Genomic DNA, 20,144 nt, shown 5'->3' on the forward strand with positions numbered 1-20,144 from the left:
TCTCCGTCCCGTCACCCAAACTGACTGACACGACGCCTTAACGACGCCTAGTGACACCTTTGGGGGGATGCATGGGGATCGCCTGTTCAAGGAGTTTTTCGTTTGCGTTGATATCAAGCATCGCTCTTGCGGCGCTGCTGCTGCCGGGCCGAAGTGAGGCCTATACGCAAGACCAGCAGCAGGCCTGTACGCCGGATGCGTTCAGGCTTTGCGGCCCCGAGATTCCCGACGTCGATCGCATCACGGCCTGCATGATCAGGAACAAGGCGCAGCTCTCGCCGGCCTGCCGGGTGTTCTTCCGCGGTGGTCCCGAGCCGCGTGAAGCGAGCGAGCGCGTGGAACGGCGTGCTGCCAAGCACAAGGCCGCCAAATCGCACAGGGCGAAGAAGTCCACCCACTAAATGATTCCCATCGCGCGCACGCGGCTAACTTGGCGCATTCTCGTCGAGCGGACCGCTGTGCGCTTCACCTCGCCCCGCGTGCGGGGAGAGGTCGGAACGCATCGTCAGATGCGTTCCGGGTGAGGGGGAGTCTCCACAAGCGCAACTATCGCCATCCACGCGGAGACAGCCCCTCACCCCAACCCTCTCCCCGTAAGAACGGGGAGAGGGAGCGCAGCGCCATCGCGGTCAACGCAATCTCATCGCGCGGTGGATCGCCTCCATGCGATTTCAAGGTTGCGATGCGCGACAGACTGACGCCTTGTGACGCTGTCATGCAGCATCATCTCTGGGGCTTGTATTGTCAGCCAAATCTGTTCCGCTTGTGGAACGGATGGAGTGGGACGCGTGAGCGAATACTACAAACAAGAGATCGATCGGCACTTCGCCTGGTTCGAAGCCAAGCTGCCGGAAAAGCCGGCGCGCTTCGTCGCGTGGCTGCGCAAGCCGTCGTCGCGCTATGTGCGGATTCCGCTCGCGATCCTCCTGATCATCGGCGGCATCTTCAGCTTCCTGCCGGTGCTCGGACTCTGGATGCTGCCGCTCGGACTCCTTTTGTTCGCGCAGGACGTTCCGTTCCTGCAGAAACCGACCGCGCAATTGCTCGGCTGGATCGAGCGCAAGTGGATCGAGCGCGAGCGCGCGAAAGCTGCCGGAAAACGCTAGGCACCGAGTCATATCAAACGCTTAGGGCTTCCATTTGCGGTTGCGTCATAAGTTCGGTGTGACTCAAAAAGCAAAACGCACCGGTAATCTTGGCCACTTTGCGGATTGCAAGAAATTTTTTCTTTCGCGAATCAGCGTGCTGATTCATTTTCGCCTCCTGGGGTCAATCTGGAGGCCAACGTATGAACGTGATTGTTTTCGCTTCGCGTAAGGGGGGCTCGGGAAAAAGTACCCTGGCTGCTCACCTCGCCGCGCAAGTGCACAAGGCAACGAAGCCCTGTCTGCTGATCGACGCCGATCCGCAGGGCTCGCTGACTCTCTGGCACAAGCTGCGCGGCACCAACGAGCCGGCGATCAAGACGGCAGTGAACTCGGTCAGCGGGATCATTGCCCAGGCCAAGCGTGACGGCATCGAGTGGGTGTTCATCGACACGCCGCCGAACCTCTCGGCCGTGGTCGACGACTCCATCAAGAACGCCACGATGGTGATCATTCCGGCGCGGCCCGGCGTGTTCGACGTCAACGCCGTGCAGGAAACCATCCAGACCTGCCGCTCGATGCGCAAGCCCTATGCCGTCGTGATCAACGGTGCGCCCGCGCAGCGTGACGGCGCCGAAAGCCGCATCGTCGCGATCGCGCGCGAGGCGCTGGCGAAATTCCGCGCTCCGGTGTGGAGCGGCCAGATCACCAACCGCGCCGATCTTCTGATGGCGCTCGGCCAGGGCGAAGGCGCCCGCGAATATTATGCGGAAGGCCGCGCCGCCGCCGAGATCAATCGGCTGTGGGCCGCGATCGAACGCTCGATCAAGGCGATCCGCGGCACGGCGTCGGCGTCCGGTACGATGCACAAGCAGGCGGCGTAACAACGCCGTTTTGGTTTGAAATGGAAAGAACGCGCGGCTCCCGCGCGTTTTTTGTCGTCGAGAATATTGGAGCCATTCCGGGGCATGCGAAGCATGAGCCCGGAATCTCGAGATTCCGGATTCGATGCTCACGCATCGCTCCGGAATGACGGAGGGGATGCCCTCACGCCACCATCAGCAGATAGAACACGATCACCGGCGCTAGGGTCAGGATCACCGACCAGATGCCGACAGCCCATAAAATATCCTCGGTCGTAAAGCCCGGCTCGGCACCCGGCCTCACGGCAACAAACCCATTCCTCGAATTCACGACGCCCCCGCGCTGGTCTTGGCAATGCGGAAGGCTGTACGCGAGCGGATTTAAGATCCTGGTCGGAATTTCGCGGGCATTTGCGCGCGGGTGCTACTTCGGATTAACCACAGCCCCGCCGGTCGGTCGCGTTCGGCCGGGTGCCGTTCGCTTCAGTGCATTGCTCCGTCCCGATCGCGGATCGCTCCGAGATGCTCGTTGATCCGGAATACGATCAGGATGAACTCGGCGGCGATGCGCGAGAACACGATGCCGACGAAGACGCTGGCGATCGACGCGAGCAGCTGGATGAATCCGACGAACGGGCTGATCGCCATCGCCGTGAGGCTCCACAGGATGCCGGAGATCCCGAACAGCACGATGACCGCGATCACCAGCCAGTAGAACGTCTTGATGATCGTGGGCGTGATGAAGCGGTCCCACTGAAACAGATCCTGGAAATCGAACATCATGGTTCTCCCGGCCAGCCGAATATGATTCGCGTCTCGTTCATCCTACTGCGTGACCGCCGGCGTGATCACTTCATCCCGGGAGCCTGCGCCGCAGGCGTCCGTCGGGAAGAGGCTTTCGCCGGGCCAATGGTTCGGGACGGCGCCAGGCGCCTCCGCGACCAGAGGGATCGATACCGCAGAAGCCCATTCGGTCTCGCCAAAGGCGAGCCCCGGACCGGGCGCCGGCAGTCCAGGGGCGAGCTATGCGAGTGGGCCGGTTGTGATTGCCGCAAATAACGGCCACAATCGGGCTTCCCTCCGGCATATCCTCACCCAATGACCACGCTGACCTTCGAAGACTTCAAGCCCGGCCGCTTCGGCACGTTCGGCCCGCGCCATGTTTCACGCGAGGAGATCCTCGCCTTTGCCGCCGAATTCGACCCGCAGCCGATGCATCTCGACGAGGAGGCGGCGAAGAAATCCATGCTCCGCGGCCTGTCGGGCTCGGGCTGGCATCTCGGCTCGCTGATGATGCGGATGCTGTTCGACGGCTTCATCGGCCGCACCGCCTCGCTCGGTTCGCCCGGGGTCAACGAGATGCGCTGGGTGGCGCCGCTGCGTCCGGGCGACGATTTGACGCTGGATGTCGACGTCGTCGAGGCGCGCGTCTCGAAGAGCCGGCCCGAGACCGGCATCGTCACTTTCAAGGGCACCATCCGCAACGCGCGCGGCGAGATGCTGTGCGAGATGGAGTCGCCGATCATCGTCAGCCGCCGCGACGGCGCGAGCGCATAGGAGAGGTCATGCGCTTTTTTGAAGATATCGAGATCGGCGCGCGGCGCGAGTTCGGCTCCTTCACCTTCACGCCCGAGGATATCAAGCGGTTCGCCGCGCAGTTCGATCCGCAGCGCTTCCATCTCGACGAGGAGGAGGGGCGCAACTCGCTGTTCGGCGGGCTCGCCGCATCGGGCTGGCATGTCGCCAGCGTCTGCATGAAGCTGCTCGTCGCCGACGGCAAGCGGCTCGCCGCGGAAGCCGCCGCGCGCGGCGAGGAGGTCGCGGTCTGGGGGCCCTCGCCGGGCTTCCGCGAACTGCGCTGGATCCGCCCGGTGCTGGCGGGCGATACCATCAGCTTCACCAACCAGGTCGAGACCAAGCGCACGTCCGAAAAGCGGCCCGAATGGGGCATCCTTCAGGCCCGCAACACCGGCGTCAATCAGCGCAACGAGGTGGTGTTCTCGTTCCTCGCCACCGCTTTCGTGCCGCGGCGGAATCCCGGTTCCTGATGTTGCCCGCGCGCCTCTGATGTTGCCCGGACGCCATGGTTAGCGAATGACTTCTGCTGCCGACGCAGTTGTGCGTTGCGTGGAACTCAGTTTTTGCTAACGCATTCTGAACCTTTGTCCCTGCCTTATGGTTTGAGGGCACGGACATCTGGCAAGAATGACTGGGGATACCATGGCAGATCGCAGCGCGCTGAAACTCGTCGGCATTATCTTCGCGACGGTAACGGTTGTGGTGATGCTGGCCACCGGGATGGTCGTGAAGGGCTTTGCCGACGGCAATTATTCCTTCGAGACCACCGCGAGCATCGACCGCTGATTGACCGTCTGTAACTCCCGGCGCTCGAGGGAGCGCAGGTGGCGTGCATTTGCGCTTTTCAATGTGATCTGTCGGCAGGCTGCGTCACATTTCTTCCAAGCTTCAGTCTAACGATTCCAGATCAGCACCATCACGACCGTCGCGGCTGCCAGGATGCCGATGAAGCGGATCATGATCGTGCCGATGCCCTGCTGCGGCTGGCGCAGCGGAATCGGATCGGCGGCGTTATCCGGCCGGACGCTCTGCATGACTTCGTCTCCAAATGGATGCCCGGCTAGTGTCCCGAATCCGAAGTTCGCATCATTTGCCGCACCTTCGGAGCGAACTTCGGATTCGATAAGGACACTAGCAAACCTTTGATTCTAGTGTGCTTTATGAATGCGAAGTTCGTGAAAGTGGCTGCCGCGAAATCGCACGAACTTCGCATTCAGCACACTAGGCGCGGTCCGGACGCGAATTCCGGATTGGACGCGGGCTCGACATCCCCAGTTCAAATCGGCTTCTGCAAAAAATTGACGTCGCGGAGTTTACACCGCGCTGAATAACGAATCGTTCTGCGCTGAATCAGGCCGCAAAGCGAAGCCGCCGCCCCCTGTTCAGGAGGCGGCGGCGATCAGTTTGGAAAACTGAAGTATCAGCTGTTGCGCAGGCCGTCGGCGGCGCGCTTCCACTGCGAGACGTTGTCGGCGATCATGCGCGTCGACTTCATCGCGGCCTGGCTGAGCTGGGCATAGCCGGAGATCTCGCGCTGGACGCGCTGGCCCTCGGCATGCAGCAGGTCACGCAGGCTCTCGAGCTCGCCGATCAGCTTCTCGATCTCGGCGAGCGAGGTGCCGGCGACGCGCTGGATCAGCGAGTTGACGTTGCTGACGGTGGCATCGGTGTTGGTGTCGGTCGGCGCGGTCTCCGGACTCGCCACCGGCCGGCGCAGATAGGCGATATCGTTGCGCACGAAGTCGCGGATGCCGGCTTCGACTTCCGAGACGGCGGCGAGGTTGGTGTCGACCTCGGACGTCGTTTCGACTTCGGCTTCCTCGGTACGGTTGGTGGCGTTCATCGGCTTTCCCCTTGTTCGCAATGGCGAAGCGCGGCTTGTCCCCCGCACGACGAATTGATGAAGTTACGGACCTATCAGTGCCGCCGAATTTGACCGCATCTGGGCCAAGTTGCGGCAATGCCTGATCATTTAGCGCGATAGAGCTAACAGACCGTTCACCATGAGCGCTTGTAGCCGGCGCTGATGCTCTTGTTGGTGGTGCCCTGGGAGGTCTCGCCGACCGAGCCGGAGACGGTGACGCCGTCGAACAGCTTCTGCTCGGCGCCGATCCGGCGCAGCCATCGGTCGTCGGAGGTCGACAGCGTCTGGCCTGCCGTGATGCTGGTGCCGGTGTCGTTAACCGACAGGCTCGCCGACTGGTCGGTGTCATAGCTGCGCGAGGGGTGGCTGATGATGCCGGGCACCGGGACCACGCCCTGCTGGATGAAGTTGTAGCCGTTCTGCAGCGTCAGCGAATATTGCTCCGACAGCGGCACCGACTTGCTCAAGGAGGTGCCGACCTTGCTCTGGTCGGCGGAGGGATCGACCCGCGCCTCGACCGAGGTCTTGTCCCAGATCGAGGCCACGCCGCCGGTAGAGATCGCGGCCCAGGCCGAGCCGCCGGACTGCGGCAGGCTGCCGCCATTGGCGAGCCGCTCCGACAATTGCTCCGACGTCGTCATCGTGCCTTGCCTTGCGACCGTCATGTCGGCGCCGATGCGGGTATCGAGGAATGGCGAGATCGACTGCTTGACCGACACCGCCGACGAGCCGTTGGCGTTGTTGTTGGTCGACCAGGATGGATCCTTGCCGGCGATGCTGGCGGGCCTCGCCGCACGCTTCGGCGCCAGCGTGGGCAGGCTCGTAGAATCGGTGTCGAGCTGGCTCCAGTCGAGCTTGCTCTCGTCGATGTCCTTCAGGATGTCGGCGTCATTGGCATTGGCCGCCGGCGGCTCCTCGTCGGCCGCAGCCTCGGCGTTATCAGCTGCGCTATCCTGGGCGGCGGGAGCGATCTGCCACGGCGGGGTTTGCGCGCCGGCCGACAGCGCCATCGCCAGGCTGAAGCCGGCTGCCAGCACCTGCAGCCTTGCCCAGCCAAATCGTAATGTGAAAGTCATTCCCAGCCCGCGAATTCCAGAGCCGCAGCATGCATTGCCGTGGCGCAAAATTGTGGCATCGGCGCTCTGAAAGCAAGTGATCAACGCGTGATCGTCATGTCCGGGACAAACGCGCAGCGCGTTCGCGCGGCGCGTCCCGAGCGCGGCCGTTCGGGGCTGGCAAAACAGGCCGCCGCTGCCGGGGCGCCTGAACGCGAAGACGCGCTTCGCGCTTTAGCGCGCCGGACATGACGAAGGCGTGAAAAGCCGTCAGACCGCGATGCGCGGCAGATGGATCGGGTAGCCGACGGTCTGCTCGACGAGGTCGAAACTGTCGACCAGCACGCGGAAGCTCGTCAGCTTGCCGGCCCTGAACTGCGCGAAATGCGCGATCCGGAGCGAGATCGGCTTGTTGGAGTCGAGTGCCGTCAGCGAATAGCGCAGCATCGAGGCTGCGGAATCCACGCCGAGCATGATCTGTTCCCGGTCGAAGCGGTGAACCCTGAGGTTCTCGCCGATCTGCCGGATCACCTCGAGTACCGCGGCCTTGCCGCGGCGCGCGCCGAAAAAGGAAAACAGATCGATCGGCCCATAGATGGACCATTCGACCTCGTCGTCGAGCAGCGGCTCGATATCTGCAAGCTGGCGTTCGTTGATCGCGCGATGCAATGCGCGCGAAAAACGCCAGAGACTATGCTCTGTCATTTTGGCCTTGTCCTGAAACTGGATTTTCAAACGCAAACGGATGGCAGGGGGTCAGCGCCGACGCCTTGCCAGGTTGCTGCACATCGCTATTGCGGCCTGAAATAGTGCCGAACGGCAAAAACGCAAATGACTTTTTTGCAATGCACAATTGCGCCGAATTTTACCCGAATGTGACCGCCGACCTCTGGATTCTGGTTCCGACGCGCTTTTTTGATGCGAACCGGCATCCACTCACGTGCGGGGCAGGCTTCGCGCGAAAACGCTCCGGTCGCCGCAATTCAGCGGTCGCGCTGCCGCACCGGTTGCCGCTCGATCACGATCTCGGCGTCGCGGATCGCCACCACCGCGAACAGCAGCGCGCCGCCGATGCCGCCGATCGCGGCGCCGAGCGGCATGAAGGTGAAAAACACCAGCGTTCCGCTGTCGATACCAGAGGTTCTAGCCAATCCGATCCAGCTAAGCCCGGCTCCGATGCCGAAGGCGGCGCCGCCAAGGGCGCCCAGCGCCAGGCCAAGCACAGCGAGCAATGCGATTTTCATGGTGATTTCAGCCCCGACCGCAACAAGCCCGGTAATAAGTCAGCGCCGGGCTGTCGAGGTTCAACGCCGGCGTTGCGAATTTGCCTGCACGATGTCGTCGTGCCCGGTCAGCGCCGCCGCGACGTCGCGCTCCAGCACCTGCTGGACGAGGTCGAAGGTGTCGATGATCTCGCGGATCTCGGTGATCTTGCCGTCGCGCAGCGTGTAGAACACCGCCACATCGAACTGCACCACGCGGGCGTTGTTGCGCTTGCGGAAGAACACGCGCAGCTGCGCGGCGACCCTGTCGCCCTGGGTCACCACGATCGGCGCCTCATAGCGCATGTCCGAATAGCGCTCGTGGATCGTGGTCCACATCTGGCGCAGCGCGGCCTTGCCGCGGTGCTGGCCCATATGCGGAAGAATGTCGATCGGGGCGTTGGCGAGAAACGCGACGTCGTCGCTGCAGCGATCGAGCGCGCCCTCGATGCCGCCGGCATAATAAACGTCGAGGAAGTTCAAGACGCGCTGCCGGTTCAAATCCTCGCCCATGATCGACTCCGCCGGTCCGACTCGCTCTGGCCCGGCATTGTGAACCGGAGCATTCCACAATCAAACAACATATGTTTGACGCGCGAGACGCGATTAGGTTCGGCAACCAGCGCGTGCATTGTGGCGCAAAATGCATGCGGCGCGCCGGTTCGCGCAATGCGACGACGGGCGGCTGTCGCGGTGCAGGCGGCGGTTTATTCCGCGCCTGCGCCGCTTAAATCTTCGCGCCCGCGGCCTTGCCGCGGCGCCGCCGGCCCGTATGCTTCGCGGCGGAAGGCGGCCGAACAGAGCCGCCCCGATGGGGAGAGACCAATGAAGCGCATCACCAACTTCGCCGCGATCCTGTCGCTGCTGGCATGCCCGGCGATCCCGCCCGCCTTCGCACACACGCCGCAGCAGCCTGCCCACCAGCTCTACAACGAAGGCGACCTGAAGATCGAGAGCGGCGAGGCGATCAAGGATTTCTCGATCTCCTACGTCACCCACGGCACGCTGAACGCGAAGAAGTCGAACGCCATCCTGATGGTGACCGCGATCTCGGGCAATCATCACCGGCTCGATTTCATGATCGGCCCCGGCAAGGCGCTCGACCCCGACAAGTATTTCATCGTCTGCACCGATGCGATCGGCAACGGGCTGACCACGTCGCCGAGCAATTCGAAGGCGCAGCCGCGGATGCAGTTCCCGAAATTCGCGATCCGCGACATGGTGGAATCGCAGTATCGGCTGATGAAGGAGAAGCTCGGTATCGACCATGTCGTCGCCGTGGTCGGCCCCTCGATGGGCGGCATGCAGGCGCTGCAATGGGGCGTCAGCCATCCGGACTTCATGGACGCGCTGGTTGCGATGGTGCCGCTTGCGAAGACGCCGGCCTGGTCGGTCGCGGTGATGGAGGCCTCGCGCAAGGCGATCATGAACGATCCGGCGTGGAAGGAAGGCAATTACGAGGCGCCGCCGGAGAAGGGCCTCAAGCTGTTCCGCGATATCGTCGCGCTGCTCGCGGCGCGCACGCCCGACATGTATGCGGCGCAGTTCAAGTCCGGCCCCGACGTGCTGCCCTGGATGGCCGAGCAGGAGACCGCGCTATGGAAGCTGTTCGACGCCAACGACTGGATCTACCAGAGCTGGGCCTATGACCGGCACGATGTCGGCACCACGGCCGGGTTCGGCGGCGACACGGCGAAGGCGCTGGCTTCGATCAAGGCGAAGACGCTGATCCTCACCGGCACCAAGGACCTGCTCAATCCCGAATTCGAGCCGAACCAGATGGCAAAGGACATTCCCGGCGTGACGATCAAGACGATCAGCCCGGGCACCGTGACCGGCCACGCCTCGGCCGGCGGTTTCTTCCCGGCGGATGTCGAGTTTCTCAACCGCGAGACCGGCGTGTTCCTCGACGGCGTGACCGACGGCGGCAAGAAACTGGAGTGATCGGCTGAACCGGCCGCGTCTCGCAGACGTGGAGGCATGCGGCGGGCAGCTGTCCGCGAGTTAATGAAACCTCCGCTCGCGCGCCCGGTTGGTTCGGCGTGGGCGACGCATCCGCAATGAGGAGTTCCGTATGAGAAACACCATGCCGCTTGCCGTCGCCGCCCTGGTTGTCTCCAAATAAATCATGCGAGCGCGCACCGCGCGACGGTGAGCCGGCGTCGACGCCGGCCACGAGGCCTTGAGCTCCTCCGGGGCCGGCCGGTGAAATCGCGCCGGCTCGCTGTCGCGGTGCGTTCGACAACAGCCAATCCGACGGCGCCGCCTTGCCGGCGGCGGGGTCGATGGTGAACCGCTTATTCTTCCCGGAACCGGCCGTGCCGCTGCACCGTTGATGCGGCAGCATTGCATTGGAGCCGTATCATGAGATCGATTGTTCTCGCGTCCGTCATTGCCGTCAGTGCACTCGCCTTGGCGCCGCCTGCCGACGCCAAGGGTTGCATCAAGGGCGCCATCGTCGGCGGCGTCGCCGGTCATTATGCCGGCCATCACGGCATGCTCGGCGCCGCCGCCGGTTGCCTCTACGGCCGCCATCACGCCAAACAGCAGCGCCAGCAGCAGCCGCAGTCACAGCCCGCGCAGCAGGAGAAGCTGTAGGATCAGCTGTGAAGCCACATCTCCAGAAACGTGAAGCACATTCCGGGAACGCCGTCCGTCCCGGCCGCGTTGTCTCCATGCGTAACGGAGACGATGATGACGAAACCAAAGACAAAGACCATCCAGCCCGTTCCCGACGACAACAAGAGCCACAAGGGCCCCGGCAGCACCCCGAGCGTTCCCATCGACACCACCAAGGGGCATCGCGACGACGAGAAGCACAACATCCGCGAGCAGGCCGCGCACGGTAATCTGACCCAGAACACCAGCAACAAGCGATCGGGGTAGGGCGGCCACACTCTCGGTGTCGTCCTGGCGAAAGCCAGGACCCATAACCACCCAATTCAGTGATGAGCGGGATCGCGGCCCAATGTCGCGCAGCAATAGAGATTTGGGGTAATGGGTCCTGGCTTCGCCAGGACGACGATGAGCGTCCGATTCTCTCCTAGGCCACCGAAGCGATCGGGGGTTTTGCCAACAGTATCGCTCTGCGGTCATGAACCAGATTTTCCAGGCGGTGGGCTACGACATTCAGCGTCGCGGTGTCGACCGCATTTTCATCGCCCGCCTCGGCCTTGAGACGTTCGCTCTTGAGAATATTGTCGATCTCGTCCTCGATGTCTGAAAGTTCGTTCTCGAAGCTGACCGTGCGGATCCGGCGCGCGAGGCCGTAAAGGGTGTCGAGGGGACCCTCGCGGAATTCGGGCTGCCCGATGCCCAAAAACTTCCACGCAGCGGCAAGCACCGAGGCAATTCCTCCAAGGATCATCGGGCCCAGATAAATGTAGTTGCTGTATTCATCGAGGAAACTCTGCGTGGTGCCGTTGTAGACGGCCAACGCTCCGGGATGGACGGGAAGGTAGGCGTCCGCATCAGTGCTTGGGGCCGTGATCTGGGCAATGAGAGGATTCTCTCGCAGCAGCTCTCTACGTACTTTCAAAATGCTCTGGGTCAGATTTGTTGCAACGTCGGCGCTGAGGCTCTTTCGCGCGACAAGATAGAGCGACGTCCTCAGAGTCGTCAGGTCGTCATCGGGGACGGGAGGTGATCCGCGCAGGGTGCCCTTTGGCAGGTCGAAGCTCTCATAGGCGCGATTGCCGTCTGCAATTGCCGCGGCCGAGTCGATCGGGATCAGGATCGGGCTCGCTTTTGTACCTTGCGGGAAAAAGCCCTTCACCAGCGCAATGTATTTCTCCGTCAGCGGGATGACCACAAGCAGGGCGTGGACCTGTTTTGATGCAACGGCCTGCCGCGCATCCCGCAAGCCGAGGTTCTTGAAAACCGTCTTGGTCCGGGCAAGATCGTAGGTGCTGTTCAACACATCGACGAGTTTGGCGTTTGCCTCGCCTCCGAGCACGCCCACGGTCTGGCCCTTGAGCTTGCTGATGCTGTCGATCGATGAACCGGGCGGGGCGATGAGAAGTGCAGTCAAGTGCGACAGCACGACAATGGCCTGGGCTTTGGACAAGTCGCCGACGTCACCGCGAACGGCAGCGAGATCGACATTTCCTGCAGCGAACAGTTTGCCTGATTCAACGGCTGTTCCGGTGTCGACGACCTTCAACCGTACCGAAGCGCCGTCGGAGGCAAGCTGATTGGCGACCGCCGTCATTGCGCTGGCTGCTTCTCCGTCGATCGAGCCGACCGCCAGCGTCAGCGTTACCGGACGATTGTACCAACGATATCCATAGAGCCCGGCGGCCGTGCAGAGCAGGATCACGCCAACCAGCGAAACAACGCGGAGCCAGAACGGCATTCTGACCGAAATCATGACGACTTCCCCAATGCCGGAACAACTATGGCTTCAAAATGTAAGGGGTAGGGGATACCCGTGATTGATGCAGGTCAAGGGGGTTTTGGCTAAACGCCGCCCGTGAGATCGAACGCTATGGCGCCACGATCTCCGTCGTGTTCGCCTCGCTGGTCTACGCCGCGATCACACCATGGCTCGGCGCGATTTCCGCGGCGGTTCGCGCACGCCTACGCGCCGGTGTTCTTCGACGCGAGTCTCACGGTCGCCGAGAAGATCGCGCGGTGGCGGAGACAGCCTAGTGTTTCGCTGTAGCTCGTGACCACGATGATCACAATGTCACTGCTGGCGGTCGCGGTGGTGAGCGTGGGGTAGGTATCTTGTGCGCGCTGTTGAGGCGTCGTGAAGTTGGCGCCTCAAAGCGATCTGTTTTTGCGCCATGTCGGGCCTAGTCGGAGGCAGTCGAGGACAGAAATTCTTCCGCCTGTGCGCGCGTTGGAAACCGACCAAGTTCGCGATAGTCCGGACTGTGCTCGGCCGAGTCCGGTGACCGAATAGCAACGAATTCGTCACCTTCCTGCGCGACAAGCTCAGTCAAGTCTTCGCTGTTGAATGGCGACATATGCCGTGCGCCGCAATGCGGGCAATCGTCATCGCAAGTGCAAGACCACTCGTCAGTCCAGATGTCCCCACAGCGCGCACATCGGTAGAGATTCAGAAACCAGGCCATGTCGACGCCTCACGATTTTAGTCGGTAATTGCCTCGCGACAAGAACTCGATGAATCCACGATCACGCAAATACTGGAGCTGCTGGCGTATCTTCGGCCGGACGTTCTGATTGCCCGGATACAGGTCGCCAAGATGACGCTCGAAGGCATAGACGTCGTCAAGCGTGAAATCGCGCTTGCCGAGTGACTCTACACACTTCATCACGTCGAGAAGCCATCCCCGCGATTCCAGCGATTGGTCTCTGAGAAAGAGCGTCTTCTGCCATTCCGCAAGAACCAGCTCCTTGTCGCGAATGACACCGTTTCGAACGATGTGGATTTTGCCTGATTCAGGAACCTTCCCGAGCAGGATATTGGACCCGATCCAGCCCGCGCGCCGGGCGGTCGCAGCCAGCGGCTTCCGCTCCTCGATGATGTCCCGAACGAAGAAGTGCTTGGGGACGATCAGCAGATTGACGACTGCAAGTGACCTGAGATCGTAGTTCATCAGCAGAAGATTGGGATTATTGCTCGCAGCAAGACGCTCGCATTTGGTCTTGTAGGCGCCATCGGCGACCTTCCGGCCGAACTTTCCCTTCTGGCTCTTGAGTTCGAACTCCTCGCTGCACGATCCGCACAGGAAGTCGGCCAGCGGGCTGTTGTTGGGAAACTGCGACATCTTCGCATTGCCGCAGTGCGGACAATAGGCCCAAGCCCTGACCCAGGCCTCCGTCCACGTGCGGGCGCTTTGCGAGCCGCTGGTGTAGGAGGTCTGCGATTCTTCAAAAGCTAACTTCATCCGCGTTCTAAGTCTTTAGCCAATGAGGTCTCTATTGCAACTATTAGCTGCATACACCATGGTGTTTCTGAGAGGGGTTCTTCCATTGGTGGGGCAATAATGTTGACAGAAACTACATGTTGGGGCTGCCGAAGAACAGGGTGCTCGCAGCGTAAAAATATGTAATGACTTGTTTGAAGAGGTTCGAAGATCAAGCTTTTTGAAGAAACCCGTTCCCCGTGTAGCGCTTCTATCTGATGAAGAGGTGAGGGATGCTCAGATCATATTGCAAGAGCTCCTAGAAGGGGAATTTGCCGATATTCGGGAAATGCCGCGGAGCAGCAATCTTATCATTGCAGCTTTTCAAGGTGGTCGTGATTCTCGGATTGCCTGGATTCAAAGAATTCATCGTCAGTTAAAAGCGCGCCTTCTTGTCTTGCATGTTGACGAAGAAAGCCACCTCGAAAAGCAATTGCTAGTCTTCTTTAAGGAGGAAGACGTTCGTCGTATCAATGATCTGCTTTCTGAAGTCAGAACACTCGTGAGAGACAACGCCGATTTGTCGGGCGACCACAAGCGGCGACTCCTTAGGATTGTAAACAAATTTCAAGCAGAGCTTGAGAAGTCAAAAAGCAGCTTTCGAGTGTTTCTTGACGGGTTTGTGGAAGCTAGCGAGGCCCTCGGAGAGGCGGGACAAAAGGTCAAGCCCGCCTTTGATCGAATTCGTGAGATACTGGGCATTGCGGAAAAGAGTTTTGGTGAGAATCCTCAAATTGAGGGGCCTTCAGAACCGAAGCAGCTTCCTGCTCCCAACGAGGTAGTTCCTGGCGAGGACGAATAGAAAAGGTTGCTCTACCGCTTCTTCCACCCGCCCCGCTTGCCTGGCGCGCCGCCGCTCGACCGCGGCGACGGGCCGAACTCCGGCCCCGACTGCCGCGAGTCGGTCGGCTGGATGATGCGGCTCGTGGTGCCGAACGGCTTGGCGGGCAGCGCGCCGCTGGGGCGGAAGGGCAGCGATTCCGGTCCGTGCATCTCGTCGAGATCGGGCTTGTGGATGCGTGAGCCGGACTTGCCGCCGCGGCTCGCCTTGAGCGAGGTCTGCGCCGACTTGTTCTTCAATGCGCTGACCGGCAGGTTGGCGGCATCGCCGTATTTTCTTGTGCCGGCATAGGCGCCGGCCTGCTTCTGCACGTTGCGCTGCTTGGCGGTGGGGTCGTCGACCACGGCCATCTCGGTGGCGCGCAGCCGCTTGACCTCGTCGCGCAGTCGCGCGGCCTCCTCGAAGTTCAAATCGGCCGCGGCCTCGCGCATCCGCGTTTCGAGATCGCTCAGCACGGCCTCGAAATTATGCCCGATACTGATGACGTCGTCGGCGATGCCGCCGTCGCCGATCTCGACCAGCACGTGGTCGCGCTCGTAGACGGAGTTGAGGATGTCGCCGATCGACTTCTTCACGCTCTCCGGCGTGATGCCGTTGGCCTCGTTGTACTCGACCTGCTTCTCGCGGCGCCGCGTGGTCTCGGCCATCGCGCGCTCCATCGAGCCGGTCATGCTGTCGGCATAGAGGATCACCTTGCCGTCGACGTTGCGCGCGGCACGGCCGATGGTCTGGATCAGCGAGGTCTCGCTGCGCAGGAAGCCTTCCTTGTCGGCATCGAGGATCGCGACCAGCGCGCATTCGGGAATGTCGAGGCCCTCGCGCAACAGGTTGATGCCGACCAGCGCGTCGAATGCGCCGAGCCTGAGGTCGCGGATGATCTCGATGCGCTCGATGGTGTCGATATCCGAGTGCATGTAGCGGACGCGGATGCCCTGCTCGTGCAGATATTCGGTGAGGTCCTCCGCCATGCGCTTGGTGAGCACCGTGATCAGCGAGCGATAGCCGGCCGCCGCGGTGGCGCGCACCTCGCCGACGAGATCGTCGACCTGGGTGCGGGCAGGGCGGATGTCCACGGGAGGATCGATGAGGCCGGTCGGACGGATCACCTGCTCGACAAACACGCCGCCGCTTTCGTTCAGCTCCCAGCCGCTCGGCGTCGCCGACACCGCAACCGTCTGCGGCCGCATCATGTCCCACTCCTCGAAGCGGAGCGGCCGGTTGTCCATGCAGGAGGGCAGGCGGAAGCCGTATTCGGCGAGCGTCGCCTTGCGGCGGAAGTCGCCGCGGAACATGGCGCCGATCTGCGGCACGGTGACGTGGCTCTCGTCGGCGAAGATCAGCGCGTTGTCCGGTACATATTCGAACAGCGTCGGCGGCGGTTCGCCGGGGCGGCGCCCGGTGAGATAGCGCGAATAGTTCTCGATGCCGGCGCAGCTTCCGGTCGCCTCCATCATCTCGAGATCGAAGGTGGTGCGCTGCTCGAGTCGCTGTGCCTCCAAGAGGCGGCCCTGGTCGTTGAGCTGGTCGAGGCGCTGCTTCAACTCCGATTTGATCGACTTGATCGCCTGCACCAGCGTCGGGCGCGGCGTCACATAGTGCGAGTTGGCGTACATCTTGATGAATTCGAGCTCGTCCTGCTTGTGGCCGGTGAGCGGATCGAACTCCTCGATGGTTTCGATGGTGTCGCCGAACAGGTTCACCCGCCAGGCGCGGTCCTCATAGTGCGCCGGGAAGATGTCGATGACGTCGCCGCGGACGCGGAAGGTGCCGCGGGTGAAGTCGGCCTGGGTGCGCTTGTACTGGAGAGCAACGAGGTCGGCGATGAGCTGCCGCTGATCGATGCGCTCGCCCTTCTTCAAGGCGAAGGTCATCGCGGTGTAGGTCTCGACCGAGCCGATACCGTAGATGCAGGACACGGAAGCGACGATGATGACGTCGTCGCGCTCGAGCAGCGCGCGCGTCGCCGAGTGACGCATGCGGTCGATCTGTTCGTTGATCGAGGAATCCTTCTCGATATAGGTGTCGGTGCGCGGGACGTAGGCTTCCGGCTGGTAGTAGTCATAATAGCTGACGAAATACTCGACCGCGTTGTCGGGGAAGAAGTTCTTGAACTCGCCATAGAGCTGGGCGGCCAGCGTCTTGTTCGGCGCCAGGATCAGCGCCGGGCGCTGCGTCGCCTCGATCACCTTGGCCATGGTGTAGGTCTTGCCCGAGCCGGTGACGCCGAGCAGCACCTGGGTGCGGTCGTTGCGGTCGATGCCCTCGACCAGCTCGGCGATCGCGGTCGGCTGGTCGCCTTTCGGCTGGTAGTCGGACTTGATCTCGAAGCGCACGCCGCCTTCGGATTTTTCCGGGCGCGGCGGGCGGTGCGGGGTCCACACCCGCATCGAGCCGTCGTCCTTGCGGAATTCCGGGCGGCCGTCGCGGATCAGGTTCTCCAGCGCGTCGGCAGTCGCCTTGACGCCGAGCGCCTCCATCTTGCTGCGCGGCGGCCGCGCCAGGGCTTCGTCGTCGTCCTCGGCGGTCGGCAGGCCGAGCTGCCGCGCCAGTTCCGGATCGAGGGTCGGGATCGTGGCCGAGGTTCCGTAATTGGCCTGCGGGGCCTCCTCGAGCCCGGAAGCATCGCGCTTCGCGACGCCCTCGCTGGTCTCGCGCGTCGACGCCCGCGCGCGATGCGCGGCGGCCTCGCCGCCGGCGCGACGGTCCCAGGAATTGTCCGGCGGCGGCTGCAGGCCGGTGCCCGAACCCATGCCGGCATCGCCGCGGTTGATCGCCGGATTGAGCAGTTCGGCAAGCGCGGGCCCGATCGGGAGGACCTCGGGCCGGTGTGCTTTGGATTTGGGGGTTTTGCCGGGCTTTTTCGGAGTGTTCGGTGTCTTCGCCATGCCCCGAATATGGGACGAGTCCGGCAGCGAGAAAAGGGCAAACGGCGGCCGGATCGCTGCTCGGGCAAGGCTGCTGACAGCAGGGTGTCAGCAGGCGGCGGCTTCGCGGACTTTACGCCCGCGGCAGGTCGACGATGTCGAGATGGATCCCGCCGCAGCCGTCGCAGCGCATGGTCCAGTATTCGGCGGCGCGGCCGGGGATCACGCGCAGCAGCGAAAGCGATGCGGCACATTCCGGGCAGCTGGTGCGGACCTGCGCCGGCCAGACCGGATCCGGCTCGCATTGCGGGACGGCGGCGACCACGACGTTACCGGTCACGCCGACGCTTCGGCCGCCGGCATTGTCATGCCATAGCGTTGCGGGAACCGGTCGATAGCCCGCTTCGCGTCGGCGATCGCCGCATCCGGATCGGACCACGCAAAGCCGATGTCGAGCGTCGGAAACAGCATGCCATCGATGACGACCGGCCTTTGATCGACCCGTTGAACCCTGGCGTGCCATTGCCCCTTCCCCACTTCGAACGACTTGATCTCAAAACCGCTGTAAATCATGTGCGACCTCGAAATGCCCTTCTCATAGGAAGCACGAGCGCGTTGCGCTAAATGTGAAGCAGTTCACAACTCGCCGGGTTTATTTCCGCGCAGCAAAGGAACCCGGAGCTAGCCGCGGCCGGCGATGTGGTCGGCGAGCACCGCGGCATCGTCGCCGACGCCTGACAGGAACGAGGATTTCATCTTCGACAGCCATTGCAGGCCGAGGAAATAGAGGCCCGGCACGTCGGAGACGCCATGGCGGTGGCGCGGGGCCCCGGCGGCATCCAGCACCGGTATGTCGATCCAGTTCAGATCGAGACCGTAGCCGGTGGCCCAGATCACGCTCCTGATCCGCGCGGCGCGCAGGTCGATCGCGTCGAGCGGCGCGGTGAGGCACGGCGGATCGGGCAGGCGGAGGCGCGCCAAGGGATCATCGGGATGATCGAGGCCGCGCGCCGCGACGAAGTCGTCGACGATCCCGAGGAACGTCGCGTAATAGGCGTCGCCATTGGCGATGTTGGCGGCGAGATCGGGCGCGATCTCGAGCACGCCGTCGCGCGCCGCCGTCACGCGGCCGAGCAGGGTCACGCCGCCGGCGGCGAAGCGGCGGAAATCGACGGTGTGGCCGCCATGGGCGCCGGAAATCACCGGCAGCAGCCGCGACGGGCCGCGCTGCTCGACCGGCGTCCGGTCGATGCCCATCTCGGCCAGCCACCAGATCAGGTCGCGGCCGCGATAGCGGCGCGGCAGGCGGTTGTGACGTCCGACCGAGAGGACGACCTCGCGGCCGGCGCGCATCAGCTCTTCGGCGATCTGCGCGCCCGAGGCGCCGGCACCGACCACCAGCACCGCGCCGTCAGGCAATTGCGCCGGATTTTTGTAGCCGGCGGCATCGATCTGGAACAGGCCGGGATGCTCGCGCAGCAGCGCGGGCCGCAGCGGCCGTTGATAGGGACCGGTGGCGATGACGACGTTGCGGGCTGCGATGCTGCCGCCGGCAAATTCGGCGAGGAAACCGCCGGCGTCGTGGCGCAGCCTGGTGACCGCGACACCGCAGCGGATCGGCGGCGCGACGAACGCGGCGTAGTCCTCGATGAAGGCGATGATGGCGGCGGTGTCCGAGAAGCCGTCGGGATCGCTGTGCGGAAACGCGAAATCCGGCAGCCGCACCGACCAGTTCGGAAACTGGAACATGAGGCCGTCCCAGCGTTCGCTGCGCCAGCGCTCGGCGATGCGCCCCCGCTCCAGCACCAGATGGGCTATGCCGCGCTGCTTCAGCCGATGGCTCATGGTGAGCCCGGCCTGGCCGCCGCCGATCACCAGCGTATCGACGGTCTCGTCAGGCACTGCGCGATCCCTTGCGGCGGGCCGCGGGCTCCGCCGCGGCGCGGATGATCCAGCGCCGGAACGCGGCGAAATCGCGCTGTTCGGCGTGGAAGCCGCGATAGACCAGATACCAGCGCATGCCCTTCGGCACGCTGAGCGCAAACGGCGCCACCAGCCGGCCGGCGGCGAGATCGTCGTCGATATAGGGCCGGATGCCCATCGCGATGCCGAGCCCGTCGCTAGCTGCCTGCAGCGCCTGGCCGTAAAACTGGAATTCCGGCCCGCGCGCGGTCAGGCGCGGCACGCCCGCGGCCTTCAGCCAGGACGGCCAATCGTCGGGCGAATGCGCGACGCGGATCAGGCTCGGGCCCTTGAGGTCGGCGGGGCGCTTCAGGGTGTTGGCGAGCCGCGCCGTGCACACCGGCATCAGGTCGGCGGCAAACAGCGGCTCGGCGACGAGGCCTGGCCACTGGCCGTCGCCGAGCTGGATGCCGCAGCTCCAGTCGTCGGCGAAAGGCACCGCCATGCCGCCGGTCGTGATCCGCACCTCGATGTCGGGCTCCGCTTTGCGGAACTCGGCAAGGTGCGGGATCATCCATTTCAGCGCAAAGGTCGGTCCGACGCCGACGGTCAGCACCCGCGCGCTCGCGGATGCCGTGACCTGCGCGGTGAGGCTCGCCAGCGCGTCGAAGATCGGCGTCAGCCCGCCCTGATAGGCGCGGCCCGCCGGAGTGGTGACGAGGCGGTTGGCCTTGCGCTCGAACAGCGCGACGCCGAGCCGCTCCTCGAGCAGATGCACCATCCGGCTGATCGCGGCGGCCGAGACATTGAGCTCGCTGCCCGCCGCCGCGAAGCTGCCGGTCCGCGCCGCGGCTTCGAACGCCTTGATGCCGTTGAGAAAGAGCAGCCGCCGCATGAACCCTCAGGAAAACTGATGCAAGGTCAAGATAACTCAGTTTGCCGGAAGAGGCCAAGCGG

The 20,144-nt window shown here is 63.2% G+C and carries 26 protein-coding genes; 10 read left to right on the forward strand and 16 right to left on the reverse strand.

The annotated features are described in order from the left end of the window. Positions 1-107: 107 nt before the first annotated feature. Positions 108-401, forward strand: coding sequence for a hypothetical protein (locus tag J2R80_RS12435; protein WP_375162575.1), 294 nt, complete (start codon positions 108-110; stop codon positions 399-401). Positions 402-779: 378 nt separating this feature from the next. Then, entirely contained in the window at positions 780-1,106 is a 327-nt protein-coding gene (locus J2R80_RS12440) for a hypothetical protein (protein ID WP_018273595.1), read from the forward strand. Between the two features lie 13 nt (positions 1,107-1,119). On the opposite strand, the gene J2R80_RS43260 is transcribed toward J2R80_RS12440, so the two are convergent. Next, positions 1,120-1,254, reverse strand: coding sequence for a hypothetical protein (locus tag J2R80_RS43260; protein WP_256521274.1), 135 nt, complete (start codon positions 1,252-1,254; stop codon positions 1,120-1,122). 34 nt (positions 1,255-1,288) lie between these two features. On the opposite strand from J2R80_RS43260, the gene J2R80_RS12445 reads away from it, so the two are divergent. After that, positions 1,289-1,969 carry a ParA family protein gene (locus J2R80_RS12445; RefSeq protein WP_028336032.1) on the forward strand — a complete coding sequence of 227 codons (681 nt, stop codon included), beginning with the start codon at positions 1,289-1,291 and terminating at the stop codon, positions 1,967-1,969. A 163-nt stretch (positions 1,970-2,132) separates the two neighbouring features. Here J2R80_RS12445 and J2R80_RS12450 read toward each other — a convergent pair whose 3' ends face one another. Together J2R80_RS12450 and J2R80_RS12455 are read right to left on the reverse strand one after the other, a co-directional pair. After that, complete coding sequence (locus tag J2R80_RS12450) at positions 2,133-2,279, reverse strand: hypothetical protein (RefSeq protein ID WP_162832441.1); 147 nt, start codon at positions 2,277-2,279, stop codon at positions 2,133-2,135. A gap of 152 nt (positions 2,280-2,431) precedes the next feature. Beyond that, entirely contained in the window at positions 2,432-2,728 is a 297-nt protein-coding gene (locus J2R80_RS12455) for a DUF4282 domain-containing protein (RefSeq protein WP_028340592.1), read from the reverse strand. 318 nt (positions 2,729-3,046) lie between these two features. Here J2R80_RS12455 and J2R80_RS12460 point away from each other — a divergent pair, with 318 nt between their 5' ends. The 3 genes from J2R80_RS12460 (at position 3,047) to J2R80_RS12470 (ending at position 4,312) form a co-directional block, all read left to right on the forward strand. Next, positions 3,047-3,505, forward strand: coding sequence for a MaoC family dehydratase (locus J2R80_RS12460; protein ID WP_057019033.1), 459 nt, complete (start codon positions 3,047-3,049; stop codon positions 3,503-3,505). Positions 3,506-3,513: 8 nt separating this feature from the next. Beyond that, complete coding sequence (locus J2R80_RS12465; RefSeq protein ID WP_076829845.1) at positions 3,514-3,996, forward strand: MaoC family dehydratase; 483 nt, start codon at positions 3,514-3,516, stop codon at positions 3,994-3,996. 172 nt (positions 3,997-4,168) lie between these two features. Beyond that, complete coding sequence (locus tag J2R80_RS12470; protein WP_016841369.1) at positions 4,169-4,312, forward strand: hypothetical protein; 144 nt, start codon at positions 4,169-4,171, stop codon at positions 4,310-4,312. A 107-nt stretch (positions 4,313-4,419) separates the two neighbouring features. Here the strand turns inward: J2R80_RS12470 and J2R80_RS12475 are convergent, their stop codons facing one another. The 6 genes from J2R80_RS12475 to J2R80_RS12500 all read right to left on the reverse strand — a co-directional run bounded on the left by J2R80_RS12475 (position 4,420) and on the right by J2R80_RS12500 (position 8,220). Beyond that, entirely contained in the window at positions 4,420-4,560 is a 141-nt protein-coding gene (locus J2R80_RS12475; protein WP_167350365.1) for a hypothetical protein, read from the reverse strand. 386 nt (positions 4,561-4,946) lie between these two features. Further along, positions 4,947-5,369, reverse strand: coding sequence for a hypothetical protein (locus J2R80_RS12480; RefSeq protein WP_016841371.1), 423 nt, complete (start codon positions 5,367-5,369; stop codon positions 4,947-4,949). A 155-nt stretch (positions 5,370-5,524) separates the two neighbouring features. Further along, entirely contained in the window at positions 5,525-6,466 is a 942-nt protein-coding gene (locus J2R80_RS12485; protein ID WP_253638635.1) for a hypothetical protein, read from the reverse strand. A gap of 249 nt (positions 6,467-6,715) precedes the next feature. Beyond that, positions 6,716-7,150, reverse strand: a complete 435-nt coding sequence (locus J2R80_RS12490; protein WP_026193357.1) for a nuclear transport factor 2 family protein — start codon at positions 7,148-7,150, stop codon at positions 6,716-6,718. A gap of 278 nt (positions 7,151-7,428) precedes the next feature. Then, a complete protein-coding gene (locus J2R80_RS12495; RefSeq protein WP_028336038.1) occupies positions 7,429-7,689 on the reverse strand; it encodes a hypothetical protein in 261 nt (86 codons plus the stop codon). 60 nt (positions 7,690-7,749) lie between these two features. Then, on the reverse strand, positions 7,750-8,220 hold the full coding sequence (locus J2R80_RS12500; RefSeq protein ID WP_057019035.1) for a nuclear transport factor 2 family protein: 471 nt from the start codon (positions 8,218-8,220) through the stop codon (positions 7,750-7,752). 312 nt (positions 8,221-8,532) lie between these two features. On the opposite strand from J2R80_RS12500, the gene J2R80_RS12505 reads away from it, so the two are divergent. From J2R80_RS12505 to J2R80_RS12515, 3 genes are all read left to right on the forward strand, one after another. Beyond that, positions 8,533-9,651 carry an alpha/beta fold hydrolase gene (locus J2R80_RS12505; protein WP_253638636.1) on the forward strand — a complete coding sequence of 373 codons (1,119 nt, stop codon included), beginning with the start codon at positions 8,533-8,535 and terminating at the stop codon, positions 9,649-9,651. 420 nt (positions 9,652-10,071) lie between these two features. Next, the gene (locus tag J2R80_RS12510) at positions 10,072-10,305 is read left to right on the forward strand and encodes a hypothetical protein (RefSeq protein ID WP_253638637.1); all 234 of its coding nucleotides are present in this window, start codon (positions 10,072-10,074) and stop codon (positions 10,303-10,305) included. Between the two features lie 96 nt (positions 10,306-10,401). Beyond that, positions 10,402-10,593: a hypothetical protein gene (locus J2R80_RS12515; protein WP_172646835.1), complete on the forward strand. Its 192-nt coding sequence runs from the start codon at positions 10,402-10,404 to the stop codon at positions 10,591-10,593. A 157-nt stretch (positions 10,594-10,750) separates the two neighbouring features. Here J2R80_RS12515 and J2R80_RS12520 read toward each other — a convergent pair whose 3' ends face one another. Beyond that, positions 10,751-12,076 carry a TAXI family TRAP transporter solute-binding subunit gene (locus tag J2R80_RS12520; protein WP_057019039.1) on the reverse strand — a complete coding sequence of 442 codons (1,326 nt, stop codon included), beginning with the start codon at positions 12,074-12,076 and terminating at the stop codon, positions 10,751-10,753. Positions 12,077-12,794: 718 nt separating this feature from the next. Next, positions 12,795-13,562, reverse strand: coding sequence for a DpnI domain-containing protein (locus tag J2R80_RS12525; protein ID WP_253638638.1), 768 nt, complete (start codon positions 13,560-13,562; stop codon positions 12,795-12,797). A 199-nt stretch (positions 13,563-13,761) separates the two neighbouring features. Between J2R80_RS12525 and J2R80_RS12530 the strand changes: the two genes are divergently transcribed. Then, complete coding sequence (locus tag J2R80_RS12530; RefSeq protein ID WP_253638639.1) at positions 13,762-14,382, forward strand: hypothetical protein; 621 nt, start codon at positions 13,762-13,764, stop codon at positions 14,380-14,382. A gap of 11 nt (positions 14,383-14,393) precedes the next feature. On the opposite strand, the gene uvrB is transcribed toward J2R80_RS12530, so the two are convergent. The 5 genes from uvrB to J2R80_RS12555 form a co-directional block, all read right to left on the reverse strand. Further along, complete coding sequence (gene uvrB / locus J2R80_RS12535) at positions 14,394-17,306, reverse strand: excinuclease ABC subunit UvrB (protein ID WP_076829859.1); 2,913 nt, start codon at positions 17,304-17,306, stop codon at positions 14,394-14,396. A 112-nt stretch (positions 17,307-17,418) separates the two neighbouring features. Next, a complete protein-coding gene (locus J2R80_RS12540) occupies positions 17,419-17,625 on the reverse strand; it encodes a hypothetical protein (RefSeq protein ID WP_371852155.1) in 207 nt (68 codons plus the stop codon). After that, a complete protein-coding gene (locus tag J2R80_RS12545) occupies positions 17,622-17,858 on the reverse strand; it encodes a hypothetical protein (RefSeq protein WP_038377734.1) in 237 nt (78 codons plus the stop codon). The genes J2R80_RS12540 and J2R80_RS12545 overlap by 4 nt, the downstream gene beginning before the upstream one ends. Positions 17,859-17,966: 108 nt before the next feature. Beyond that, a complete protein-coding gene (locus tag J2R80_RS12550; protein WP_253625417.1) occupies positions 17,967-19,187 on the reverse strand; it encodes an NAD(P)-binding domain-containing protein in 1,221 nt (406 codons plus the stop codon). Beyond that, positions 19,180-20,082 (reverse strand): LysR substrate-binding domain-containing protein, encoded by a 903-nt coding sequence (locus tag J2R80_RS12555; protein ID WP_069276582.1) that lies wholly within the window; start codon positions 20,080-20,082, stop codon positions 19,180-19,182. Before J2R80_RS12555 ends, J2R80_RS12550 begins: the two co-directional genes overlap by 8 nt. Between the last annotated feature and the right edge of the window lie 62 nt (positions 20,083-20,144).

Source organism: Bradyrhizobium sp. USDA 4541 (genome assembly GCF_024171085.1).
Lineage (GTDB): Bacteria > Pseudomonadota > Alphaproteobacteria > Rhizobiales > Xanthobacteraceae > Bradyrhizobium > Bradyrhizobium australafricanum.